The sequence below is a fragment of the Variovorax paradoxus genome, assembly GCF_009498455.1.
GTDB classification, from domain to species: Bacteria; Pseudomonadota; Gammaproteobacteria; order Burkholderiales; family Burkholderiaceae_C; genus Variovorax; species Variovorax paradoxus_H.
The window spans coordinates 3,015,055-3,035,429 of record NZ_CP045644.1 but is presented as its reverse complement, the minus strand read 5'-3'; the positions used below and the strand labels follow the sequence as shown (position 1 = coordinate 3,035,429).

Here is a 20,375-nt window from a genome sequence, read left to right as displayed (position 1 = left end):
CTGCTCCCTCGCAAGTAAAAACGGCGCCTTCGTGGCGCCGTTTTTTTTGCTTCGGAGTTCAGGCCTGCTGCGGCAGCGCTTCGACGCCGGGCAGGTCCGGCATCTCCAGGATCAGTTGCCCGAAGCGGCAGGCGCACGGCGTCTTGCCGTTCTCGCTCCAGATCAGCGAGAAGTTCACGCTCGGCAGCGACGGCAGGCCGTAGCGGCCGTCGACGATCTTCATGCCCGGCTCCACCTCTTCGCGCGTGAGCACCGTCACTGCGAGCCCCGCCAGCACCGCCGCGCGAATGCCCTGCGGGCTGGCCGAGGTGAAGACCACGTGCCAGTCGAGCGATGCGAGGTCGAGCGCCGAACCGGCCACCTGCCGGTTGACGCAAGGCTTCGGAAAGAACGCCAGCGGCAGCGACGCGCCCTTCGGCGCCTCGAAGGTCTCGGCCGCGGCCCAGACCAGCTGGGTGCGCCGCAGGCAGGTGCCCTCCACCACCTCGGGCGGCGACATCACGACCGCGAGGTCGAGTTCGCCGGCGCGGATCGCTGCGCGCAAATCGACGTGCATGCTCACGCAGACCTCCATGCGCACCGCCGGGAACCCGCGCGCGAACTGCGAGAGCAGCGGCGGCAGGCGGTCGCCCATGAAGTTGTCCGGCACGCCGAAGCGCACCACGCCCGAGATCGGCGAGGGCTGGAAGCGCCGCGTCATCGCGTCGAGCGTGTCGAGGATCTGCGTCGCGTAGCGAAGAAAGTCTTCCCCGTCTTCGGTCACCGTGAGGCGGCGCGTCGTGCGGTGCAGCAGCGGCCGGCCCACCTGCGCCTCGAGCTTGCGGATCTGGTGGCTGATGGCCGACTGGGTCAGGTGCAGGCGCTCGGCGGCACGCGTGAAGCCGCCGGTTTCCTTGACGGCCACGAAGGCGCGCAACAGCGTGGGGTCGAAGTCCATGGCGATCCTGGATAAATGATATTTCCTAATGAATTCTAGGAAATCAAATCATTTCCATCATGAAGAGGGTTTCAACAGAATCGGCTGAACCTCTTTTGGAAAGCTGCTCGATGCCCCTCTCTCCCGCTGGCAAGAACCGGATCGCCCTGTCCGCGGTCTGCCTCATTGCCCTGATGTTCGGCCTGGAAATCTCCAGCGTGCCGGTCATTCTTCCCACGCTCGAAAAATCACTGCACGGCGACTTCAGCGACATGCAGTGGATCATGAACGCCTACACCCTCGCCTGCACCACCGTCTTGATGGCGGCCGGCACCGTGGCCGACCGCTACGGCCGCAAGCGCGTGCTGATCGTCGGCGTCGTGCTGTTCGGCCTCACCTCGCTGGCGTGCGGCATCGCAGGCAGCGCGTCGGTGCTGATCGTCAGCCGCTTCCTGCAGGGCCTGGCCGGCGGCGCGATGCTGATCTGCCAGCTCGCGGTGCTGTCGCACCAGTTCCAGGAAGGCAAGGAGCGCAGCAAGGCCTTCGCCATCTGGGGCGTGGTGTTCGGCATGGGCCTGGGCTTTGGGCCGATCGTCGGCGGCGCGATCGTGGCGCTGTCGAGCTGGCAATGGGTGTTCCTGGTGCATGTGCCGCTGGCCGTGGTGGCGCTGGCGCTTGTCTTGGGCAGCGTGGAAGAGTCCAGCGACCCCGACGCGAAACGGCTCGACCTGCCGGGCATCGTCACGCTGTCGCTCGCGGTGTTCGGCCTCACCTGGTTCATCACGCAGGGGCCGGGCCTCGGCTTCACGAGCCCCGTGGCCATCGGCATCCTCGTGGCGACGCTGGCCAGCTTCGCCGTGTTCCTGTGGGTCGAAAAGATCAACCCGCACCCGATGTTCGACTTCTCGGTGTTCCGCATCCGCAACTTCTAGGGCTCGATCGTCGGCTCCATCGGCATGAACTTCAGCTTCTGGCCGTTCATGATCTACCTGCCGATCTACTTCCAGAGCGGCCTGGGCTACGACGCCGTCACGGCCGGCTCGGCGTTGCTGGCCTACACGCTGCCCACGCTCGTGCTGCCGCCGCTGGCCGAGCGCCTGTCGATGCGCTACCGGCCCGGCGTGGTCATTCCGGCGGGGCTGTTCGTGATCGGGCTCGGCTTCATCGCGATGCGCTGGGGCAGCGGCGTGGCACACGCGAGCTGGCTCACGCTGCTGCCCGGCTGCCTGCTGGCCGGCATCGGGCTGGGCCTGACGAACACGCCCGTGACCAACACCACCACGGGCTCGGTGTCGAGCGCGCGCGCGGGCATGGCCTCGGGCATGGACATGAGCGCGCGGCTGATCACGCTGGCCATCAACATCGCACTGATGGGGTTCCTCCTGCTCGAAGGGATTCACTCGCACCTGAAGAGCGCGTTGTCGGCGTCGCTCGATGCGGTGCAACTGCGCGCGCTGGCGGAGAAGGTCGCGGCAGGCAGCTTCGCGTCGCTGCCCGAGAGCTTTCCGGCGCTGTCGCAGGCCGATCCGTCGGGCGCCGTCGTGCATGCGGCGCTGGTGCAGAGCTTCGGGTGGGTGATGCTCTACGGCGGCATCGGGGTGTGGGTGCTGGCCGGCCTCAGCTTGCTGATCTTCGGCAACGGCAAGCCATCGGTGCGCGCAGCGGGCCTGACGGCCGCCAAGGAATCCGCGTGCTCCTGAGGCCAGGACGCACGACGGAACCAGAAAGCGCTCAGGGGGTGTTGTCGATCTGCGCCGCGCGCTTCCACGCGTCGGCCGCTTGCGCGTGGTCTTCGCGCGCCTCGGCCAACTGGGCCAGCGCGAGCCAGGCGCGCCGGTAGAGGTCGGGGTCTTGCAAGCCGAGCCCGGCTTGCGTGAGCAGCTGCTGGGCCTTGCCCCACAGCTGACGCTTCATGCAGGCCATGCCGGCGAGGTACTGCAGGTTCGGGTCGCGCGGGTTGTTGCGCTGCGCGCTTTCGATGCGCGCGAGCCAGTCAGCGTCGACAGAGTCGAGCCCTGCTTCGAGCGCGCGCGTGAGCTTCACGCGCAGCCCGTCGCCGAGGCCGCGCGGGTTCGCCACCATGCGTTCCCAGGCCGGCAGCAGCCAGCCGCGCGCCAGCGCCAGATCGCCACGCAGCGTGACCATGCGCTGGGCCGCGTGGATGGCCACCTCGGGCATCTGGCGTTCGGAGGAATCGAGTTCGGACCACGCGCGCAGCAGCTGCGCCGGATCGTGCGCGCCGGTCAGCAGTTCGGTCGCGAGACCGCGCACGATGCTTTGCGCCGCCGCGTCGGAGAAGGCGCGGTGCTTGGCCAGCAGGCGCGCGGTGTCCAGCGCCTCGACCGTGCGACGGTCTTGCCGCGCGGCCTTGAGCCGCAGCCGCAGCGCCAGCGTGCGACGCTGCGCGCCCTGCGGCAGCTCTTCGAGGCGCGCGAGCGCGGCCGTGGGGTCGCGGTCGTCGAGCGCCCAGCGTGCGGCGCGCAGTTGCACGCCTTCGCGGGTTTCCGGGCTCGCGAGCACGGTGCGGTCGGCGCTTTCGTTGAGGGCTTGCTGCAGATGCGCATCGCGCGCTGCCTTGTCCTGCAGGGCCTGCGCGCTTTCGGCGGCCAGCAGGTGCGACAGCACGCGCACCTGCTGCGCCTGCGGCAGTTCGGCGCCGAGCGCGGCCAGTGTCTTTTCTTGCGTGAGCGCGGCCTGCGCGGCCTTGCGTGCCCGCGAGAAGCGGCCGGCAATCAGCTGCACCATCGCATCGAGCAAGGCGGAGTGCAGCATGCGTTCCTTCTGCTGCAGGCGCCAGTGGCGCGCCTGCGTGGGCAGCGAGAACAGCGCCGCGAGCGCGCGCAACGCCACATGCAACAGCACGAAGGTCAGCAGCAGGATCACGAGCACGAGGTTCAGCGAGAGATCGACCCGCCACGGCGGCCAGAACACGGTGATCGTGCCCTGGTTGTTGCCGGCGAACAGCGCCACCGCCGCAGCGACGGCGAACAGCGCGAGGAGCCAGAGTGCAGCGCGCATGAACGGATCAGCGCCCTGCGGCCGCGGTGGTCAGCGCGGCCAGTGTGTCGTCGATGCGCACCGGCTCCGTGCTGCGCACGAGCTGCTGCAGTTGCTGCAGCTGCGTGGCCGCAGCCTGCGTGCGGCGCGAGGCCGGGTCGAAATAGCGGTTGAGCGACGCGGCCACCTGGCCCAGCTCGCCGCGCGCGGCGTCCATCTGGCGCGACAGCAGCGACAGCCGCGCATTGAGCAGCTTGAGCTTGAGGTTCTCGCGCAGGAAGTACGACTGCTCGGGCGCCAGCAGCACCGCCTCGGGGCTCTCGATGCGGCCGACACGCACCAGCGAGCGGGCCTCGCCGCGGAGGGTCAGCAGCACGCGCTGCCACCAGGGCGCGTCGGCGGGAATGGGTTCGGGACGCCAGGCGTTGACGCCGTTGCCGCGCACGGCCACCGCGTTGAGCGTGGGCAGGTCGTCCACGCTGCGCACCAGCTCGTCGAGCTTCTGCAGGGCTTCGGCGCTGTCGGTGCTGGCGCTGCTGCGCAGGCGGTCGGCGTCGCGCTGCATGGCGCGCTGCACGGGCGCGAGGCGCGGTTGCGCGGCGCGCGCGATGCGCACATCGCCGGCCTTGAGCGCGGCGAGCAGCGGCTCGAGGCTGCCGGTGACCTGCGCCTGCTGCAACGCGAGGCGCACGGCGGATTCGATGTCGATCACCAGGTTCTCGTCGCGCGAACGCGAGAGGCTTTGAATGAGTTCTTCGAGTTGCGAACGCTGCAGCGTGACTTCGGCCACGCGGGTCTCGATGAGGGCCACGCGGGCGGCGGCATCGCGCACGGTGTCGCTGGCCTGGCGCGCCAGCGTGCGCGCTTCCATCGATTGGGCGGTGGCCTCGGCGCTCTGGCGCGCGAGCTGTTCCTTCATGCCGCTGACCTTCTGCCACAGCGCAATGGTCGACAGCAGCGCGATCAGCGCGACGAGGGCCACGAGGCCCACGCCGATGCGCGCCAGCAGCGTGGCAGCGGCCGCCTGGGCGGCGGGCGTCTGGTGCGGCGCCACCGTGGCGGGCACATGCACCGTCGGGTGTGCCGTGGGGGCGGAAGGGGGAGAAAGGTCGTCGGACGGGGACGCGGCGCTCATGCGAAGGATTCTATCGACGCGATGAGCGCTTCCCGCAGGGGTGTGCAGACACGCAACGCCCCGAAACCCGCGGCCTGTGCGGCTTCGCCGATGCGTGCGTGCGTGGCGATCGCGCGCGCGGCCTGCCACGAGATGCCCGGCAGCGCGCGCTGCAGGTTGCCGATGGCTTCCGAGCTGCTGAAGAGCCAGATGCCGCGTCCTTCGGCCGCGTCGAGCGCGATCCGGCGCTGCGCATCGTCGAGTGCAGGCGCGAGGCGCCGGTAGGCCACGACGGTGTCGCGCACGCCGCCGGCGGCGTCGATCTCTTGCGCGAGCCACTGGCGGCCGGCCGGCTGGCCGACTTCGTCACCGCCGCGCACGATCAGCACGCGCACGCCCGGCGACACCTGCCCATGGGCGAGCGCCCACAGCGCCTCGGAGTCGAAGCGCGTGGCGCCGGGTGGCGGCGCGTCGATGGCGGCGGGCGGCACGCCGGCGCGCAGCAGCGCGCGCTCGGTGCCGGGTCCGGTGGCCCAGAAGCGGCAACCCGCGAGTGCCGAGCTGCCGCGGTGCTGGAAGAAGTGGTCGACGGCGGTCGCGCTCACGAACATCAACGCCGCGTAATCAGCGAGCCGCGTCCAGGCCGCACGCAGCGGCTCCGCGTCGAGCGCGGGCGCAATGGCGATCAACGGCAGCGCCACGGCGTCGAGACCGGCCGACTGAAAATCGCGAACCCACGCCGCCGCTTCATGCGCGGGCCGCGTGACGATGACGGGGCCCGCGCTCATCGCTCAGCGCCCACCGTGGTCAGTGGGCACCGGCGTCGCGCAGCAGGCCGGCGGCGTGCACGCCGAGGGCGTCGGCCGTCGCGAAGTCGCCGGCCTCGGCCTGCGCCTGCACGCGCACCAGCGGCGCGTCGCCTTCCGGGTCGCCCCAGGCAGCGTCGATGCGCAGCGTGCCGTCGGCCTGCCGACGCGCATGGGCCGCGAGCGGCATGGAGCAGCTGCCGCCCATCGCGCGGCTCACGGCGCGCTCGGCGGTGGTCGAGAGCCAGTCGCCGCGGTGCGCCAACGGCGCCAGCAGGTCGATGAGGTCCTGGCGGTCGGCGCGCACCTCGATGCCGAGGGCGCCCTGCCCTGCGGCAGGCAGCATGGTGTCGGGGTCGAAAGCGACGCGGATGCGGTCTTCGAGACCGAGCCGCTTGAGCCCGGCCGCCGCGAGCACGATGGCGTCGTAGTGGCCTTCGTCGAGCTTGCGCAGGCGGGTGTCGAGGTTGCCGCGCAGCGGTTCGATGCGCAGGTCGGGCCGCTGCGCGCGCAGCAGCACCACGCGGCGAAGGCTCGAGGTGCCGACCACCGCGCCCTGCGGCAACGCATCGAGCGAGGCGTAGCGCGGCGACACCAGCGCGTCGCGCGGGTCTTCGCGTTCCAGCACGCAGGCCAGCGCGAAGCCCTCGGGCAGCTCCATCGGCACATCCTTGAGCGAATGCACGGCGATGTCGGCGCGCCCTTCTTCCAGCGCGGTTTCGAGTTCCTTGACGAAGAGTCCCTTGCCGCCGACCTTGCTCAGCGTGCGGTCCAGGATCTGGTCACCGCGGGTCGTCATGCCCAGCAGGCTGACGGTGTGGCCGCGTTCTTGCAAAAGCGTTTGCACGTGTTCGGCCTGCCACAGGGCCAGCCGGCTTTCGCGCGTGGCGATCACGATATTGCTCAAGATCGCTCCCAAAAAGTACGTGGTTTCTGACCTCCGGAATGCTAGCATGTTGCGCCGCAGCAACGGAGGCGGCGCGTCCATTCAAGTCCCCAGGAACAACATCGAATGAAAGCCAACAAGACTCCTGCAATCCCCGCCAAGCGCCGCCAGACCGAAGACCAGCCATTGATCGACGACATCCGGCTGTTAGGCCGGATCCTCGGCGACGTGATCCGGGAGCAGGAGGGTGACGAAACCTACGCGCTGGTCGAGAAGATCCGCACCCTGTCGGTGTCGTTCCGGCGCGACGCCGACCACGCCGCCGACCGCGCACTCAAGAACCTGCTCAAGGGCCTGAGCGCCGCCGAAACGGTGCGCGTGATCCGCGCCTTCACCTACTTCAGCCATCTGGCCAACCTCGCCGAAGACCGCCACCAGATCCGCCGCCGCACCGAGGCCGAACGCGAAGGCGTGCAGGCCGACGGCGACCTGCAGACCGCGCTGGTGCGCATCCGCAAGGCCGGCATCAAGCCCGACGACATCGTCGCCTCGCTGGCCCACAGCTACGTGTCGCCCGTGCTCACGGCGCACCCGACCGAAGTGCAGCGCAAGAGCATCCTCGATGCCGAGCGCGCCATCGCCCTGCTGCTCACCACGCGCGACGAGATCAAGCTGCGCCAGAACGCCTACGCGGGCGGCAAGGACGCGCTCTCGCCCCTCGAGCTGGCCGAGAACGAAACCCAGATGCGCATCCGCGTCACGCAGATCTGGCAGACGCGCCTCCTGCGCTTCTCCAAGCTCACCGTGGCCGACGAGATCGAGAACGCGCTGAGCTACTACGAAGCCACCTTCCTGCGCGAAATCCCGCGTGTGTACGCCGACCTTGAAAAGGCGCTGGCCCAGAGCGGCGTCACGCCCTCGGTCGCGCCCTTCCTGCGCATGGGCCAGTGGATCGGCGGCGACCGCGACGGCAACCCCAACGTCACAGCCGAAACGCTCGAGTACGCGCTGAGCCGCCAGTCGGAACTCGCGCTGCGCCACTACCTCACCGAGGTGCACTACCTCGGCGGCGAGCTGTCGCTGTCGGCCACGCTGGTCGATGTGTCCGTCGAAATGCAGGCACTGGCCGAGCGTTCGCCCGACACCAGCGAGCACCGCAAGGACGAGCCCTACCGCCGCGCCCTCACCGGCGTGTACGCGCGCCTGGCGGCCACGCTGCGCGAACTCAGCGGCGGCGAGGCCGCGCGCCATGCGGTCGCGCCGCAGAATCCGTACGCGAATGCCGAAGAGTTCCTGGTCGAGCTGCGCACCATCGAAGAGTCGCTGGTCGAGAAGCACGGCACCGTGCTCGCCGCGCCGCGCCTGCGCCCGCTGATCCGCGCGGTCGAAGTGTTCGGCTTCCACCTGGCCACGGTCGACCTGCGCCAGAGTTCCGACAAGCACGAGGCCGTGATCGCCGAGCTGCTGGCCACGGCGCGCATCGAGCCGGCGTACGCCTCGCTGGCCGAAGAGGCCAAGCAGACCCTGCTGCTCAAGCTGCTCGATGACGCACGCCCGCTGCGCGTGCCCGACGCCGACTACTCGCCGCTCGCCAGGAGCGAACTCGCCATCTTCGCCGCCGCCCGCACCGCGCGTGCGCGCTACGGCGCCGCAGCCATCCGCCACTACATCATCAGCCACACCGAAACGGTGAGCGACCTGCTCGAAGCGCTGCTGCTGCAGAAGGAAGTGGGCCTGCTGCGCGGCGCGATGGACAGCAACGCGACCTGCGACCTGATCGTGGTGCCGCTGTTCGAGACCATCGAAGACCTGCGCAATGCCGCGCCCATCGTGCGCGCGTTCTACGCGCTGCCGAACATCCAGTCGCTCATCGAGCGCTCGGGCGGCGAGCAGGACGTCATGCTCGGCTACAGCGACAGCAACAAGGACGGCGGCATCTTCACCAGCAACTGGGAGCTGTACCGCGCGGGCATCGCGCTGGTGTCGCTGTTCGACGAGCTGAACAAGAAGAAAAAGAACCCGATCCGCCTGCGCATGTTCCACGGCCGCGGCGGCACCGTGGGACGCGGCGGCGGCCCAAGCTACCAGGCCATCCTGGCGCAACCGCCCGGCACGGTGCGCGGGCAGATCCGCCTCACCGAGCAAGGCGAAGTCATCGGCTCGAAGTACGCCAACCGCGAGATCGGCCGGCGCAACCTCGAGACGCTGGTGGCCGCCACGCTCGAAGCCACGCTGCTGCCGCAGGGCAAGCCGGCGCCGGCCACCTTCCTCTCGGCCGCGGGCGAGCTGTCGACCGCCAGCATGGCCGCGTACCGCAAGCTGGTGTACGAAACCCCGGGCTTCGGCGACTACTTCTTCGGCTCCACGCCGATCCGCGAAATCGCTGAACTCAACATCGGCTCGCGCCCTGCCTCGCGCAACCCGAGCCACAAGATCGACGACCTGCGCGCGGTGCCGTGGAGCTTCAGCTGGGGCCAGTGCCGCCTCACGCTGCCGGGTTGGTTCGGCTTCGGTTCGGGCGTGGAGCAGTTCCTGGCCGCCGCCGGCAACGGCGCGGGCAAGAAGGAGCGCGTGGCGCTGCTGCAGCGCATGTATGCGCAGTGGCCGTTCTTTCGCACGCTGCTGTCGAACATGGACATGGTGCTGGCCAAGAGCGACCTCGCACTGGCCTCGCGCTATGCCGAACTGGTCACCGACCGCAAGCTGCGCCAGAAGGTGTTCTCGATGATCGAGAGCGAATGGCAACGCACGTCGGACGCGCTCACGCTCATCACGGGCGCCAAGCAACGGCTCGAGGGCAATGCCGAAATGCAGCGCTCGGTGCGCCACCGCTTCCCCTACATCGACCCGCTGCATCACCTGCAGGTCGAGCTGATGCGGCGTTATCGCGCAGGCGATGGCGGTGAGCGGCTGCAACGCGGCATCCACATCTCGATCAACGGGGTGGCGGCGGGGCTGCGCAACACGGGCTGATCTGCACGCAGCCTCCATGGACAAAGGGCGCCCTGTGCGCCCTTTCCTACGTGCGCTGTCGGCAATGAGGTACCTGTAAGGTCATTTAAAAGGGTACGGTCGGGACACGTTCACAGTTCTCGCAATCGCGCGGCAGCTCGAAGTCGTTTCACAGGAGCCCGTTGCAATGTCCGTCCCGCAGTCCCTTTCCCATTCGCAGATCGACTTTGTCGGCAGCGATTTCGAAGCCCTGGCTTCACACATGCACCACTGTGCACGTGCCCACGGGCGATGGTTCTCGGTGCGAAGCCACATGCAACGTGTGCGCGCGCTCGCTGCGGGCCGTATCGTCACGATGGCCTGCGTGGCCGCGGTTCTGGGCATCGGCCTGTTCGCAGTCACTTGAGCGCCGCTGCCGTCGTCGACCGCCTTCAAGGGCTCAGTCACTACGCCCGGTCTCTCCTGCTCGGTCCGCACGACCCGGTAGCACTCCCGATTCGCGCCGAACTCTTCGGCGCCCAACGTTTTGAACAGCACGGCCACAGCCTGGCCCGTGCCCAGGTGGTCGAGAACGACCCGCACAGCGCCAGCGAAGGGTCGCCCTTCTTTCCCCGTGTCGACGAAAACCTCGAATCGCTGCGCGCGGCCTTCGACTACATCGCGCTGATCTCGCGCAGCGGGCGCTATGTGTCGCCGGCGGCCGAGTGGCTGCTCGACAACTTCCACCTCGTCGAGGCGCAGCTCCAGCAGATCCATGACGGCGTGCCGCGCAGTTATTACGCGCGCCTGCCCAAGCTCGTCACGCCGCCGCTGGCGGGGCTGCCGCGCGTGTACGGCATTGCGTGGGCCTATGTGGCACACACCGACAGCGTGCTCAACAAGACGCTGTTCACGGCCTTCCTCAACGCTTATCAAGACATCGACGAGCTCATGCTCGGCGAACTGTGGGCGCTGCCCACCACCTTGCGCGTGGTGCTGCTCGAAAACCTGCGCCGCGTGGCCGAGAGCATTGCCGAGAACAAGGTCGCGCGCGAGATCGCGCATGCCGCCTGGGACGCAGCGCCGCACCTGTCGGTGCAAGACCTCGACGTGCTCTACCGCGCGCTGCAAAGCCACGGCCTGCAGGACAACTACCTCACGCAGCTGTGGCAGCGCCTGCCCGTCGAGCACGGCGACGACATGCCCGCGCTGGTGCGCTGGACCGAGCAACACTGCCCTAACGGCCCGGCGCTGATCGGCGACGCGCAGAACGCCCAGGCTGCGGCCAACCTCACGGTCGGCAACATCATCACGACGCTGCGCATGATCGGCCAGGTCGAGTGGAGCGACCTCATCGAACCGGTGAGCCGCTCGCTGCGCGTGCTGCGCGAACTGCCGAGCTTTGCGAACGAGAGCGAACTCACGCGCCAGCAGATCACACATGCGATGGAGCAGGTGGCGCGCAACACCGAACGGCCCGAGCGCGAAGTGGCGCAGGCCGTGGTCACGCTGGCCTCCGCCGCGCCAGCCGACGAAGCCGGCGCCGAGACCGATCGCGCCGACGGCACCGCCGGCTACTACCTTTTCGGCCAGGGCCGGCCCGCGTTGATCGCCTCGCTGCAGGCGAACGGGCCCTCGGGTCGTTCCGCACACGCAGCAAGCACGCGAAGCCCCGCGCGCAGCCATCGCGGCTGGCGCCTGCCCGTCTACGTGGGTTCCGTCACCGTCGGCACCGCCCTGCTGCTGGCGGCCGTGGTGCACGGCCTGCCGCATCGCGGCGACTGGACCACCATCGCGGCGTTGCTGCTGCTCGCATGGCCGCTGTCTGAAGCGCTGATTGCGCTGGCGCAACGCATCATGGCGGAGTCGGTGCGCGTGCAGGCATTGCCACGTCTCGATTTTGCGAACGGCATTCCCGAGCGGCACCGCGCGCTCGTCGTCATGCCCACGATGCTGGGTTCGACCGCGAACAACGCCAAGCTCGCGCACCGGCTCGAACTGCACTGGCTCGCCAACCGCGAGGCGCACGCGCAGTTCGCGCTGCTGACCGACTGGGCCGACGCCTCCCAAGCATCGATGCCCGAAGACGGGCCCCTGCTCGACGATGCCCAGCAACGCATCGCCGCACTCAACGCCAAGTACCCGCCGGCGGAAGGCACCTCACCGCGCTTCCTGCTGCTGCACCGCCCGCGCAGCTGGAGCGAAACCGAGCAGCGCTGGATGGGCTGGGAACGCAAGCGCGGCAAGCTCGAAATGCTCATGCGCCTGCTGGCCAGCGGCGACGGCAGCGGTTTTCTTCCGCTCGCACCGGGCCAGCAGCTCGCGCCCGGCCGCACGCCCTACGTGCTCACGCTCGACAGCGACACCGGCCTGCCGCCCGGCGCGCTGCGCGACCTCGTGTCCATTGCCGCGCATCCGCTGAACGCGCCCGAGATCGACATGCAAAGCCGGCGCGTGGTCGCGGGCTTCGGCATCCTGCAGCCGCGCATCGTCACGCCGTTTCCGATGCAGACCGAGCGCTCCTTCTTCCACTGGGTGTTCGCCGGGCAGTGCGGGCTCGACCCGTACGGCAGCGGCGCATCCGACATCTACCAGGACGTGTTCGGCAGCGGCTCCTTCACCGGCAAGGGTTTGCTCAACGTGCGCGCGGTGCACGCCACGCTCAACGACCGCCTGCCCGACAGCGCCGTGCTGAGCCACGACCTGCTCGAAGGCAGCGTCGCGCGCTGCGCGATGGTCAGCGACGTCGTGCTGGTCGAAGACCATCCCCACCACGCCGGCGTGGCCGCCTCGCGCGTGCACCGCTGGGTGCGCGGCGACTGGCAGCTGCTGCCGCTGATGTGGCGCGCGCGCCGCTTCGGCATCGACGCGCTGGGCCTGTGGAAGATGAGCGACAACCTGCGCCGCTCGCTGGTCGTGCCGGCGTCTTTCGCGCTGCTGGTGCTGGTGATCTTCACGCAGGCCATGCCGCTGGGCTGGGCGCTGGCCGCCGTCGGCGCGGCGCTCACGCTGGGCCCGCTGCTGGGCGCGCTGGCCGGCCTGGTGCCGACACGGCGCGCGATCGAGCTGCGCCACTTCTTCGACGTGGGCGCGGTCGAGCTGCTGCGCGCCATGGCCGGCGCGGCCTGGCAGTTCGTGCAGCTGGCGGCGCAGACGCGGCTGCTGCTCGACGCGGCCTTCCTCGCCACGTGGCGGCTGCTCGTGAGCCGCAGGCACCTGCTGCAATGGACGACGGCCGACCAGGCGCAGGCGCAATCGAGCCAGCGGCTCAAGCCCTTCGTGCGCAGCGCAGCCCTCAGCAGCGCCGTGTGCCTGGTGCTCGCCGTGCTCGCGAACTGGAGCGCCTACCCGGTGATCGGCCCGCTGCTCTTCGTGCTCTGGTCGCTGGCGCCCATCGCAGCCTGGTGGGGCAGCCGCGTTGACGCACAAACCGAAGACCCGCTCCCGCCCGCGCAACGCAGCTACCTCGACACGCTGGCGCACGACACCTGGCGCTTCTTCGAGCACGTGGTCGGCCCGGACGACAACCACCTGCCGCCCGACAACCTGCAGCTCGAACCGCAGCCGACCCTCGCGCACCGCACCTCGCCGACCAACATCGGCATGTACCTGCTGGCCGCCTGTTGCGCGCGTGAATTCCGCTGGATCGACACGGCCGGCCTGCTGGCGCGCCTCACCGCCACGCTCGACACCGTCGACCGCATGCAGAAGCACAACGGCCACCTGTTCAACTGGTACGACACGCAAACGCTCAAACCGCTGCCGCCCGACTACGTGTCGAGCGTCGACAGCGGCAACTTCGCGGGCCACCTCGTGACCGTGGCGCAGGCCTGCCGCGCCTTCGCAGCGGACGCAAGCTGCCAGCCCCACGAAGCCCCCGCGCTGGAAGCCCTGGCGCAGCGCTGCGACGCGCTGCACGACGGCATGGATTTCAGCGGCCTCTACGACGCCAAGCGCCACCTGTTCCACATCGGCCTGCGCGTCGAGGAGAACGTGCTCGACGCGAGCTACTACGACCTGCTGGCCTCCGAGTCGCGGCTGCTGAGCTTCCTGGCGATTGCCAAGGGCGACGTGCCGCGCCGCCACTGGATGGCGCTGGGCCGGCCGTTCCTGCTGGTGGGTTTCCAGCCCAGCCTCAAGTCGTGGTCGGGCTCGATGTTCGAGTACCTGATGCCGGCGCTCGTCATGACCGAGCCCACCGACGGCCTGCTGCAGGTGGCCAACGCCGCGGCCATTGACGAACAGCAGGCCTTCGGCCGTGCGCAGAACATGCCCTGGGGCGTGTCCGAGTCGGCCTACTTCGCGCAGGACCATTCGCTGGCCTACCAGTACTCGCCCTTCGGCGTGCCGCGCCTGGCGCTGCGGCGCACGCCGCCGACCGACCGCGTGGTGGCGCCCTACGCCACCCTGATGGCCGCGCCCTTCGCGCCCGCAGCGGCGGTGCTCAACCTGCAGCGGCTCGAAGCGCTCGGCGCGCGCGGCGAGTTCGGCTTTCTCGATGCGGTCGACTTCACCACCTCGCGCCAGGCCCAGGGCCAGGACTTCACCGTGGTGCGCAACTTCATGGCGCACCACCAGGGCATGTCGCTGGTCGCGCTGTGCAACCTGCTGTGCGCCGACGCGCCGCGCCGCTGGTTCGGCAGTGCCGCGCTGGTGCAGGCGCACGAGGCGCTGCTGCACGAGCGCACGCCGCGGCAGATCATCGGCAGCGCCGATCCGCGCACGCCGCCAGAGCCCAGCCAGGCCGAACTGGCACCGCTGTTCCAGCCGCGCGTGGTCGACCCGATGGGGCCGGGCTTCCAGCCCACGCACCTGCTGTCGAACGGCCGCTACACGGTGGCGCTGCGCGCCAACGGCGCGGGCGTGAGCCGCTGGCGCGCGTTCAACGTGACGCGCTGGCGCGACGATCCGCTGCGCGACAGCTACGGTACTTTCTTCTACGTACGCGATGTCCAAAAAGACGGCGGCAGCACCGAGCTCACCTCGCTCACGGCCCTCCCCGCGCCCGGCGCCGACTGGCTCTACCGCACGCGCTTCCTGGCCGACCAGGTGCAGTTCGACGCGGCCGGCCCCGGCCTGCAGGTGCGCACCACGGTGCTCATCAGCCCCGAAGACGACACCGAGCTGCGCAACATCACGCTGCACAACTCGGGCGACGAAACGCGCACGCTCGAACTCGTCTCGTACTTCGAGCCCGTGCTGTCGAACCCCAAGGCCGACGAGGCGCATCCGGCCTTTGCCAACCTGTTCGTCGAATCGCGCTGGGAGCCCACGTGGCGCGCGCTGCTGCTGTCACGCAAGCCGCGCCTGCATGGCGACGCGGTGGTGGCCGCGGTTCACTTCCTGGCCTCGGTCGATGCCAACGTGCTGTCGATCGACTGCATGACCGACCGGCGCGCCTTCATCGGCCGCAACCGCACGCTGGCCGACCCCGCACTCGACAAGCAACCGCTCACGGCCCAGGGCAAGCAGGTGAACGGCCTGGACCCCATCGCCTGCCTGCGCGTGCGCCTGTCGATCGCGCCGGGCACCACCGCGCGCCTGAGCTTCGCCACCGCCGCCGACGAGAGCATCGAGGCGCTGATGCCCAGCATCGACCGTTACCTGCAGCCGATGCATGTGGAGCGCGCCACGCGCATGGCCGCCACGCTGGCGCAGGTGCGGCTGCGCGACCTGAGCATTGCGCCCGCGCAGAACCTCGCGCTGCAAGACCTGACGACCATCCTCACCTACACCACGCCGCGCGTGATGAGCGACCGCGGGCTGATCGACCTGCGCCAGATCTGGCGCTTCGGCATCTCGGGCGACAAGCCCATCGTGCTGGTCTACATCCATTCGATGAACGGCATGGGCCTCATCAACACGCTGCTGCGCGCGCAGCCGTGGTGGGGCTTCGGCGGCGTGGCCTGCGACCTCGTGGTGCTCAACAGCGAACCGAACTCGTACCTCATGCCGCTGCAGCGCGAGATCGAAACGCTGCGCTCCCGCGTCGCGCATCAGACGCAGAACAGCTTTCCGCGCAACGACACCGCCGGCTTCTACCTCTTGCGCGACCAGGACGTGGTGCCGTCAGAAAAGGCCGCGCTCTCCAGCCTGGCGCGCGTGGTGTTCACGGCCGACGGACGCGCGCTCGAAGTGCAGGTGGCTGCGTTGCACGAGGCGCGCAGCCCGACGATCGCCGACGACAGCAGCGCACCGGTTCAACATCGCACGCCGCTGCTGACGAAGCAGGCGACCTCGTCGAATGCCACCGCCGCCACCGGCGACTTCGATGCCGGGACCGGCGAGTTCCGCTTCGAGGTCGGCCCCGACCGCCGCACGCCGCGCCCCTGGATCAACGTGATCGCCAACGCGGCCTTCGGCTTCCAGGTGTCCGAGTGGGGCACCGGCTACACCTGGGCCGGCAACAGCCGCATGCACCAGGTCACGCCGTGGTCGAACGACCCGGTGCAAGACCCGGCCTTCGAGCACTACCTGCTGCAGGACGTGGCGACGCGCGAAATGCTGCCGCTCACGCCTGCCGGCGGTGGCGACGGTGCCACCCGTCACCTCGTGCGGCACGGCCAGGGCTACTCGGTTTTCGAGGTCCGCCAAGGCGACCTCGTGCTCGAAACCACCTTCTTCGCGGACCGCGACGAAGCCGTCAAGCTGGTCCATGTGCGCGTGCGCAACGAAGGCGCCGGCCAGCGCCGCCTGCGCGCGCTCGCGATGGTCGAGTGGCAGCTGGGCGCCGCGCGCGGCGAACGGCGCACCGTGCATTGCTGGAAGCCCGAAGACCAGCCGGCCGTGTTCGGCCAGCAGCGCGAATCGAGCGCGGGCTTCGGCGGCAGCGCCGCCTTCCTGCTGCTCGCGGGCCTGCAAGGCGCGACGACCGGCGCCACGCAATGGACCTGCGACCGCAGCGAATTCTTCGCCGGCCGCGGCATCGTCGAAGTGCCCGACACGCTGGCGCGCCGCGCCGGCAGCGGGCTCGATGCCTGCGCGGCGATTGGCGGCGAATTTGTCGTCGCATCTGGCGAAACCGCGAGCTTCACTTTCGTGCTCGGCCACGCCGGCACGGCCGACGCCGCGCTCGAACTCGCACGCCGCTGGCGGCAGCGCGAGGTGCCCGAGGCGCTGGCGCAGGTGCGCGGTTTCTGGGACGACCTGCTCGGCCGCCTGCAGGTGCGCACGCCCGACCCGCTGTTCGATGCACTGGTCAACCGCTGGCTCGTGTACCAGACGCTGGCCTGCCGGCTCTGGTCGAAGGCCGGCTTCTACCAGGCCGGTGGCGCCTTCGGCTTTCGCGACCAGCTGCAGGACGCGATGGCCTTCGCGCTCACCGACCCGCCGCGCCTGCGCGAGCAGATCCTCGTGAACGCGGCGCGCCAGTTCCCCGAAGGCGACGTGCAGCACTGGTGGCACATGCCCGGCGGCGCCGGCGTGCGCACGCATTTCTCCGACGACCTGCTGTGGCTGCCGTACGCGTCGGCGCACTACGTCGAGGTGACGGGCGATGCCTCGCTGCTCGACGAGATGGTCGGCTTCATCGAAGGCCCCGGCATTCCCGAGGGCGCGGAAGACGCCTACTACGCGCCGCAGCACAGCGGCCGCATGGCCACCGTGTTCGACCACGGCGCGCGCGCCATCGACCGCAGCCTGGCCACTGGCGTGCACGGCCTGCCGCTGATGGGCACCGGCGACTGGAACGACGGCATGAACCGCGTCGGCCACGAAGGCCGCGGCGAATCGGTGTGGCTCGCGTGGTTTTTGTGCAGCGTGGTCGAGCGCTTCGCGCCCATCGCCGAAGCACGCGGCGAACACGAACGCGCCGCGCGCTGGACCGAGGCACGCACGGGCTGGATCGCCGCACTGCACGACGCCGGCTGGGACGGCGCCTGGTTCCGCCGCGCCTTCTTCGACAACGGCGCGCCGCTGGGCTCGTCGACCAACGACGAGTGCCGCATCGACCTGATCGCGCAGGCCTGGTCGGTGCTGTCGGGCGCCTCGGACGCGGCCCACACGGGGCCGGCCATGGCCGCCATCCGGTCGCAGTTGCACGACGAACCGGCGGGCCTGCTGCGGCTGCTGGTGCCGCCGTTTGCCCAGTCGACCAACAACCCGGGCTACATCCAGGCCTACCCGCGCGGCGTGCGCGAGAACGGCGGCCAGTACTCGCACGGCGCCGTGTGGGCGCTGATGGCGCAGGCGCTGCAGGGCGACCATGAAGCGGCCTGGCAGAGCTTCGAAGGCCTGAGCCCGGCCCACCGTTCGCAGCACCCCGCGCGCGGCCCGGTCTACGAGCTGGAGCCCTACGTGATGGCGGGCGACGTCTACGGCGCCGCGCCGTATGTGGGCCGCGGCGGCTGGAGCTGGTACACCGGCTCGGCCGCGTGGCTGCACCGCGCGGCGGTCGAGACCTTGCTGGGCCTGAGCGTGAAGGGCCGGCAGCTGTCGATGACGCCGCACGTGCCCGCGCACTGGCCGGGCTTCGAGCTGGCGCTGCGGCTCGGCACGCACCGGCTGACGCTGCAATGGGGCAGCGTCGAAGGCGCCGCCGCGCCCACGCACCATGTGACGGTGGGCGAATGGATCGACTGGCAGGCGCTGCCGGCGGATGCGGTGCTGCGGGTCGCTGAAGCGGCAGGTGAAAGGGCGGGTGAAGGGGCGGGTGAAGGGGCGGGTGAAGGGCAGTTGACGGCGTAGGTTATGGTCCGGACCCGCTTTCACCCCGCGCATTCATGACCAAAATCCAGTTCCGCCGACGACTCATCGTCATGATCCTGCTGTGCGTGGCCGTCGGCGGCGCCATCGTGCGGCACTACGCCACGCCCGGCTCCACCACGCGCGACATCGGCACGCTGCTGATGGTGCTGTGGGTGCCGATCATCGGCAACGTGATCGCGTGGCTCATCGGCAAGCTGCCGCGCCGCGCGACCAAGCAGGCCCCGCCCGAGGGCTTCGACACGCTACCCGAATTCACGCCGCATCTGCAGGCCCAGCTGACCTTTCGCCGGCCCTCGGTGCCCGCGCAAGATGTGCCGCTGGGCCCCGGCGAATACCGGGGCGCGCTGGTGCTCGGCACCGAAGGCTTCTCGGCACGCTGGCGCGTGCCGCAGGGCTCCTCGCTCGCGCGCGGCACGCCGGTCGCGCTCGACATCGAGTTCCTCTCGCCGGCCGTCGCGCAACCGAAGTTCGTGCAGGGCACGGCCTTCCGCGTGCTGGTCGACGAATCGTTCGTGGCCGATGGACAGGCGCTGCAGTTGCGCCACGCCCACACTTAATTTCGGCAACTCAAAAAGACGGTGATGGCGAAAGGCGCCATTGCCGCATCCCCAGGTGGCTTCAGACACCCAAGAGGTCGATTGTTCGCCTGAGGGAAACTGTCTACTGCTCCACCGCCCCTTGGTCGCAAGGCGGCCCGCTCGCACACTCCAATGCCCCCACACCGGCATTGGCGCCTTCATCGCCGATGCGTTCAAGGACAGCATCTCCATGATGAATTCTTCCGGCAGCAACCCCTGCATCGACGACCTCGCAGCGCCCGCGCGCGACGCTGCGGTCGCCCCCACCCGCTCCGCGTGGCTCGCGGTCGGCTCCATCGCCGTCGGCACCTTCGCGATGGTGTCGACCGAGTTCATGCCCATCGGCCTGCTCACCGACATCGCGCGCGGCCTGAACGTGTCCGACGGCACGGCCGGCCTGATGATCACGATGCCCGGCGTGCTCGCCGCGTTCGCCGGACCGGCGCTGATCGTCGCCTCGGGCCGGCTCGACCGCCGCACGGTGCTGATCGCGCTCACGCTCTTGCTGATCGCCTCGAACCTGCTGGCCGCGTTCGCGCCCAACTTCACGACGATGGTGGTCGCACGCCTCATGCTCGGCCTGGCCGTCGGCGGCTTCTGGACCTTCGCGCCCGCCGCCGCCACGCAGCTGGTGCCCGACGCCTCGAAGCCGCGCGCCATGTCGCTGGTGCTGGCCGGCGTGTCGGCGGCCACGGTGCTCGGCGTGCCCGCGGGCTCGTGGCTGGGCACGATGTTCGGCTGGCGGGCCTCGTTCGCCGTGACCGGCGCGCTGGCCGCGGCCGTGCTGCTGGTGCAGCTGTGGCTGCTGCCCGCCATTCCGCCGCAACGCGCCATCGGCGCGCGCGACCTGCTCACGCCGCTCACGCGCCGCATGGCGCAGGTCGGCCTGCTCGCGGTGCTGTTCTTCATTGCCGGCCACTTCGCGGCCTACACCTACCTGAAGCCGCTGCTGCAGCAGGTGTTCGGCCTGCAGGCCAACGAGGTCTCGACGCTGCTGCTGGTCTATGGCGCGATGGGCTTCATCGGCACCTTCCTCGGCGGCAGCCTGGTGGCGCGCAGCGTGCGCGGCACCACCTTGCTGGCGGCGCTGATGCTCGCGACGGCGCTGCTGCTGTCGACGCTGATCGGCACCGGCATGGTGGCCGGCGCGGTCGTGGTGGTGATCTGGGGCGTGGCCTTCGGCCTCATTCCGGTGGCGCTCACCGGCTGGATGATGGAAGCCGTGCCCGACGCGCAGGAAGCCGGCCAGGCCCTGCTGGTGACGGGCTTCCAGGTGGCGATCGCCTCGGGTGCGCTGATCGGCGGCCTCATGGTCGACAGCCGCGGCATCTCGCCCACGATGGTGCTCAGCGGTGTGCTGGTGCTGATCGCCGCGCTCATCGTCGGCACGCTGGGCCGCGCACGCGGCGGTGCGGCGCCGCTGGCGGCCATTCCGGAGTAA

The 20,375-nt window shown here is 69.9% G+C and carries 10 protein-coding genes and 1 pseudogene; 6 read left to right on the top strand and 5 right to left on the bottom strand.

Annotation, left to right across the window (positions count from 1 at the left end; translation table 11 throughout):
* Positions 1-58 precede the first annotated feature (58 nt).
* Complete coding sequence (locus GFK26_RS13855; RefSeq protein WP_153282455.1) at positions 59-937, bottom strand: LysR family transcriptional regulator; 879 nt, start codon at positions 935-937, stop codon at positions 59-61.
* A 110-nt stretch (positions 938-1,047) separates the two neighbouring features.
* Here GFK26_RS13855 and GFK26_RS13850 point away from each other — a divergent pair.
* Positions 1,048-2,616, top strand: a pseudogene (locus GFK26_RS13850) (MFS transporter).
* Positions 2,617-2,647: 31 nt separating this feature from the next.
* Here GFK26_RS13850 and GFK26_RS13845 read toward each other — a convergent pair.
* The 4 genes from GFK26_RS13845 to hemC are packed head-to-tail and all read right to left on the bottom strand — an operon-like array spanning position 2,648 to position 6,788.
* Entirely contained in the window at positions 2,648-3,934 is a 1,287-nt protein-coding gene (locus GFK26_RS13845; RefSeq protein WP_153282454.1) for a heme biosynthesis protein HemY, read from the bottom strand.
* A gap of 7 nt (positions 3,935-3,941) precedes the next feature.
* Positions 3,942-5,048: a uroporphyrinogen-III C-methyltransferase gene (locus GFK26_RS13840; RefSeq protein WP_153282453.1), complete on the bottom strand. Its 1,107-nt coding sequence runs from the start codon at positions 5,046-5,048 to the stop codon at positions 3,942-3,944.
* Positions 5,045-5,815, bottom strand: coding sequence for a uroporphyrinogen-III synthase (locus tag GFK26_RS13835; protein WP_153282452.1), 771 nt, complete (start codon positions 5,813-5,815; stop codon positions 5,045-5,047). The genes GFK26_RS13840 and GFK26_RS13835 overlap by 4 nt, the downstream gene beginning before the upstream one ends.
* Positions 5,816-5,834: 19 nt before the next feature.
* Positions 5,835-6,788 carry a hydroxymethylbilane synthase gene (gene hemC, locus GFK26_RS13830; RefSeq protein WP_153285966.1) on the bottom strand — a complete coding sequence of 318 codons (954 nt, stop codon included), beginning with the start codon at positions 6,786-6,788 and terminating at the stop codon, positions 5,835-5,837.
* 57 nt (positions 6,789-6,845) lie between these two features.
* On the opposite strand from hemC, the gene ppc reads away from it, so the two are divergent.
* From ppc to GFK26_RS13805, 5 genes are all read left to right on the top strand, one after another.
* Positions 6,846-9,692, top strand: coding sequence for a phosphoenolpyruvate carboxylase (gene ppc / locus GFK26_RS13825; RefSeq protein ID WP_153282451.1), 2,847 nt, complete (start codon positions 6,846-6,848; stop codon positions 9,690-9,692).
* Between the two features lie 166 nt (positions 9,693-9,858).
* Positions 9,859-10,077: a hypothetical protein gene (locus GFK26_RS13820; RefSeq protein ID WP_153282450.1), complete on the top strand. Its 219-nt coding sequence runs from the start codon at positions 9,859-9,861 to the stop codon at positions 10,075-10,077.
* Positions 10,074-18,335 (top strand): GH36-type glycosyl hydrolase domain-containing protein, encoded by an 8,262-nt coding sequence (locus tag GFK26_RS13815; protein ID WP_228122012.1) that lies wholly within the window; start codon positions 10,074-10,076, stop codon positions 18,333-18,335. The genes GFK26_RS13820 and GFK26_RS13815 overlap by 4 nt, the downstream gene beginning before the upstream one ends.
* Positions 18,336-18,370: 35 nt before the next feature.
* Positions 18,371-18,913 (top strand): hypothetical protein, encoded by a 543-nt coding sequence (locus GFK26_RS13810; RefSeq protein ID WP_153282449.1) that lies wholly within the window; start codon positions 18,371-18,373, stop codon positions 18,911-18,913.
* A gap of 211 nt (positions 18,914-19,124) precedes the next feature.
* Positions 19,125-20,375, top strand: coding sequence for an MFS transporter (locus GFK26_RS13805; protein WP_153282448.1), 1,251 nt, complete (start codon positions 19,125-19,127; stop codon positions 20,373-20,375).

Bases quoted from the DNA above. Each gene is read 5' to 3' on its own strand.
- GFK26_RS13855 (WP_153282455.1), bottom strand. From the start codon at position 937: ATGGACTTCGACCCCACGCTGTTGCGCGCCTTCGTGGCCGTCAAGGAA.
- GFK26_RS13845 (WP_153282454.1), bottom strand. From the start codon at position 3,934: ATGCGCGCTGCACTCTGGCTCCTCGCGCTGTTCGCCGTCGCTGCGGCG.
- GFK26_RS13840 (WP_153282453.1), bottom strand. From the start codon at position 5,048: ATGAGCGCCGCGTCCCCGTCCGACGACCTTTCTCCCCCTTCCGCCCCC.
- GFK26_RS13835 (WP_153282452.1), bottom strand. From the start codon at position 5,815: ATGAGCGCGGGCCCCGTCATCGTCACGCGGCCCGCGCATGAAGCGGCG.
- hemC (WP_153285966.1), bottom strand. From the start codon at position 6,788: ATGCTAGCATTCCGGAGGTCAGAAACCACGTACTTTTTGGGAGCGATC.
- ppc (WP_153282451.1), top strand. From the start codon at position 6,846: ATGAAAGCCAACAAGACTCCTGCAATCCCCGCCAAGCGCCGCCAGACC.
- GFK26_RS13820 (WP_153282450.1), top strand. From the start codon at position 9,859: ATGTCCGTCCCGCAGTCCCTTTCCCATTCGCAGATCGACTTTGTCGGC.
- GFK26_RS13810 (WP_153282449.1), top strand. From the start codon at position 18,371: ATGACCAAAATCCAGTTCCGCCGACGACTCATCGTCATGATCCTGCTG.
- GFK26_RS13805 (WP_153282448.1), top strand. From the start codon at position 19,125: ATGATGAATTCTTCCGGCAGCAACCCCTGCATCGACGACCTCGCAGCG.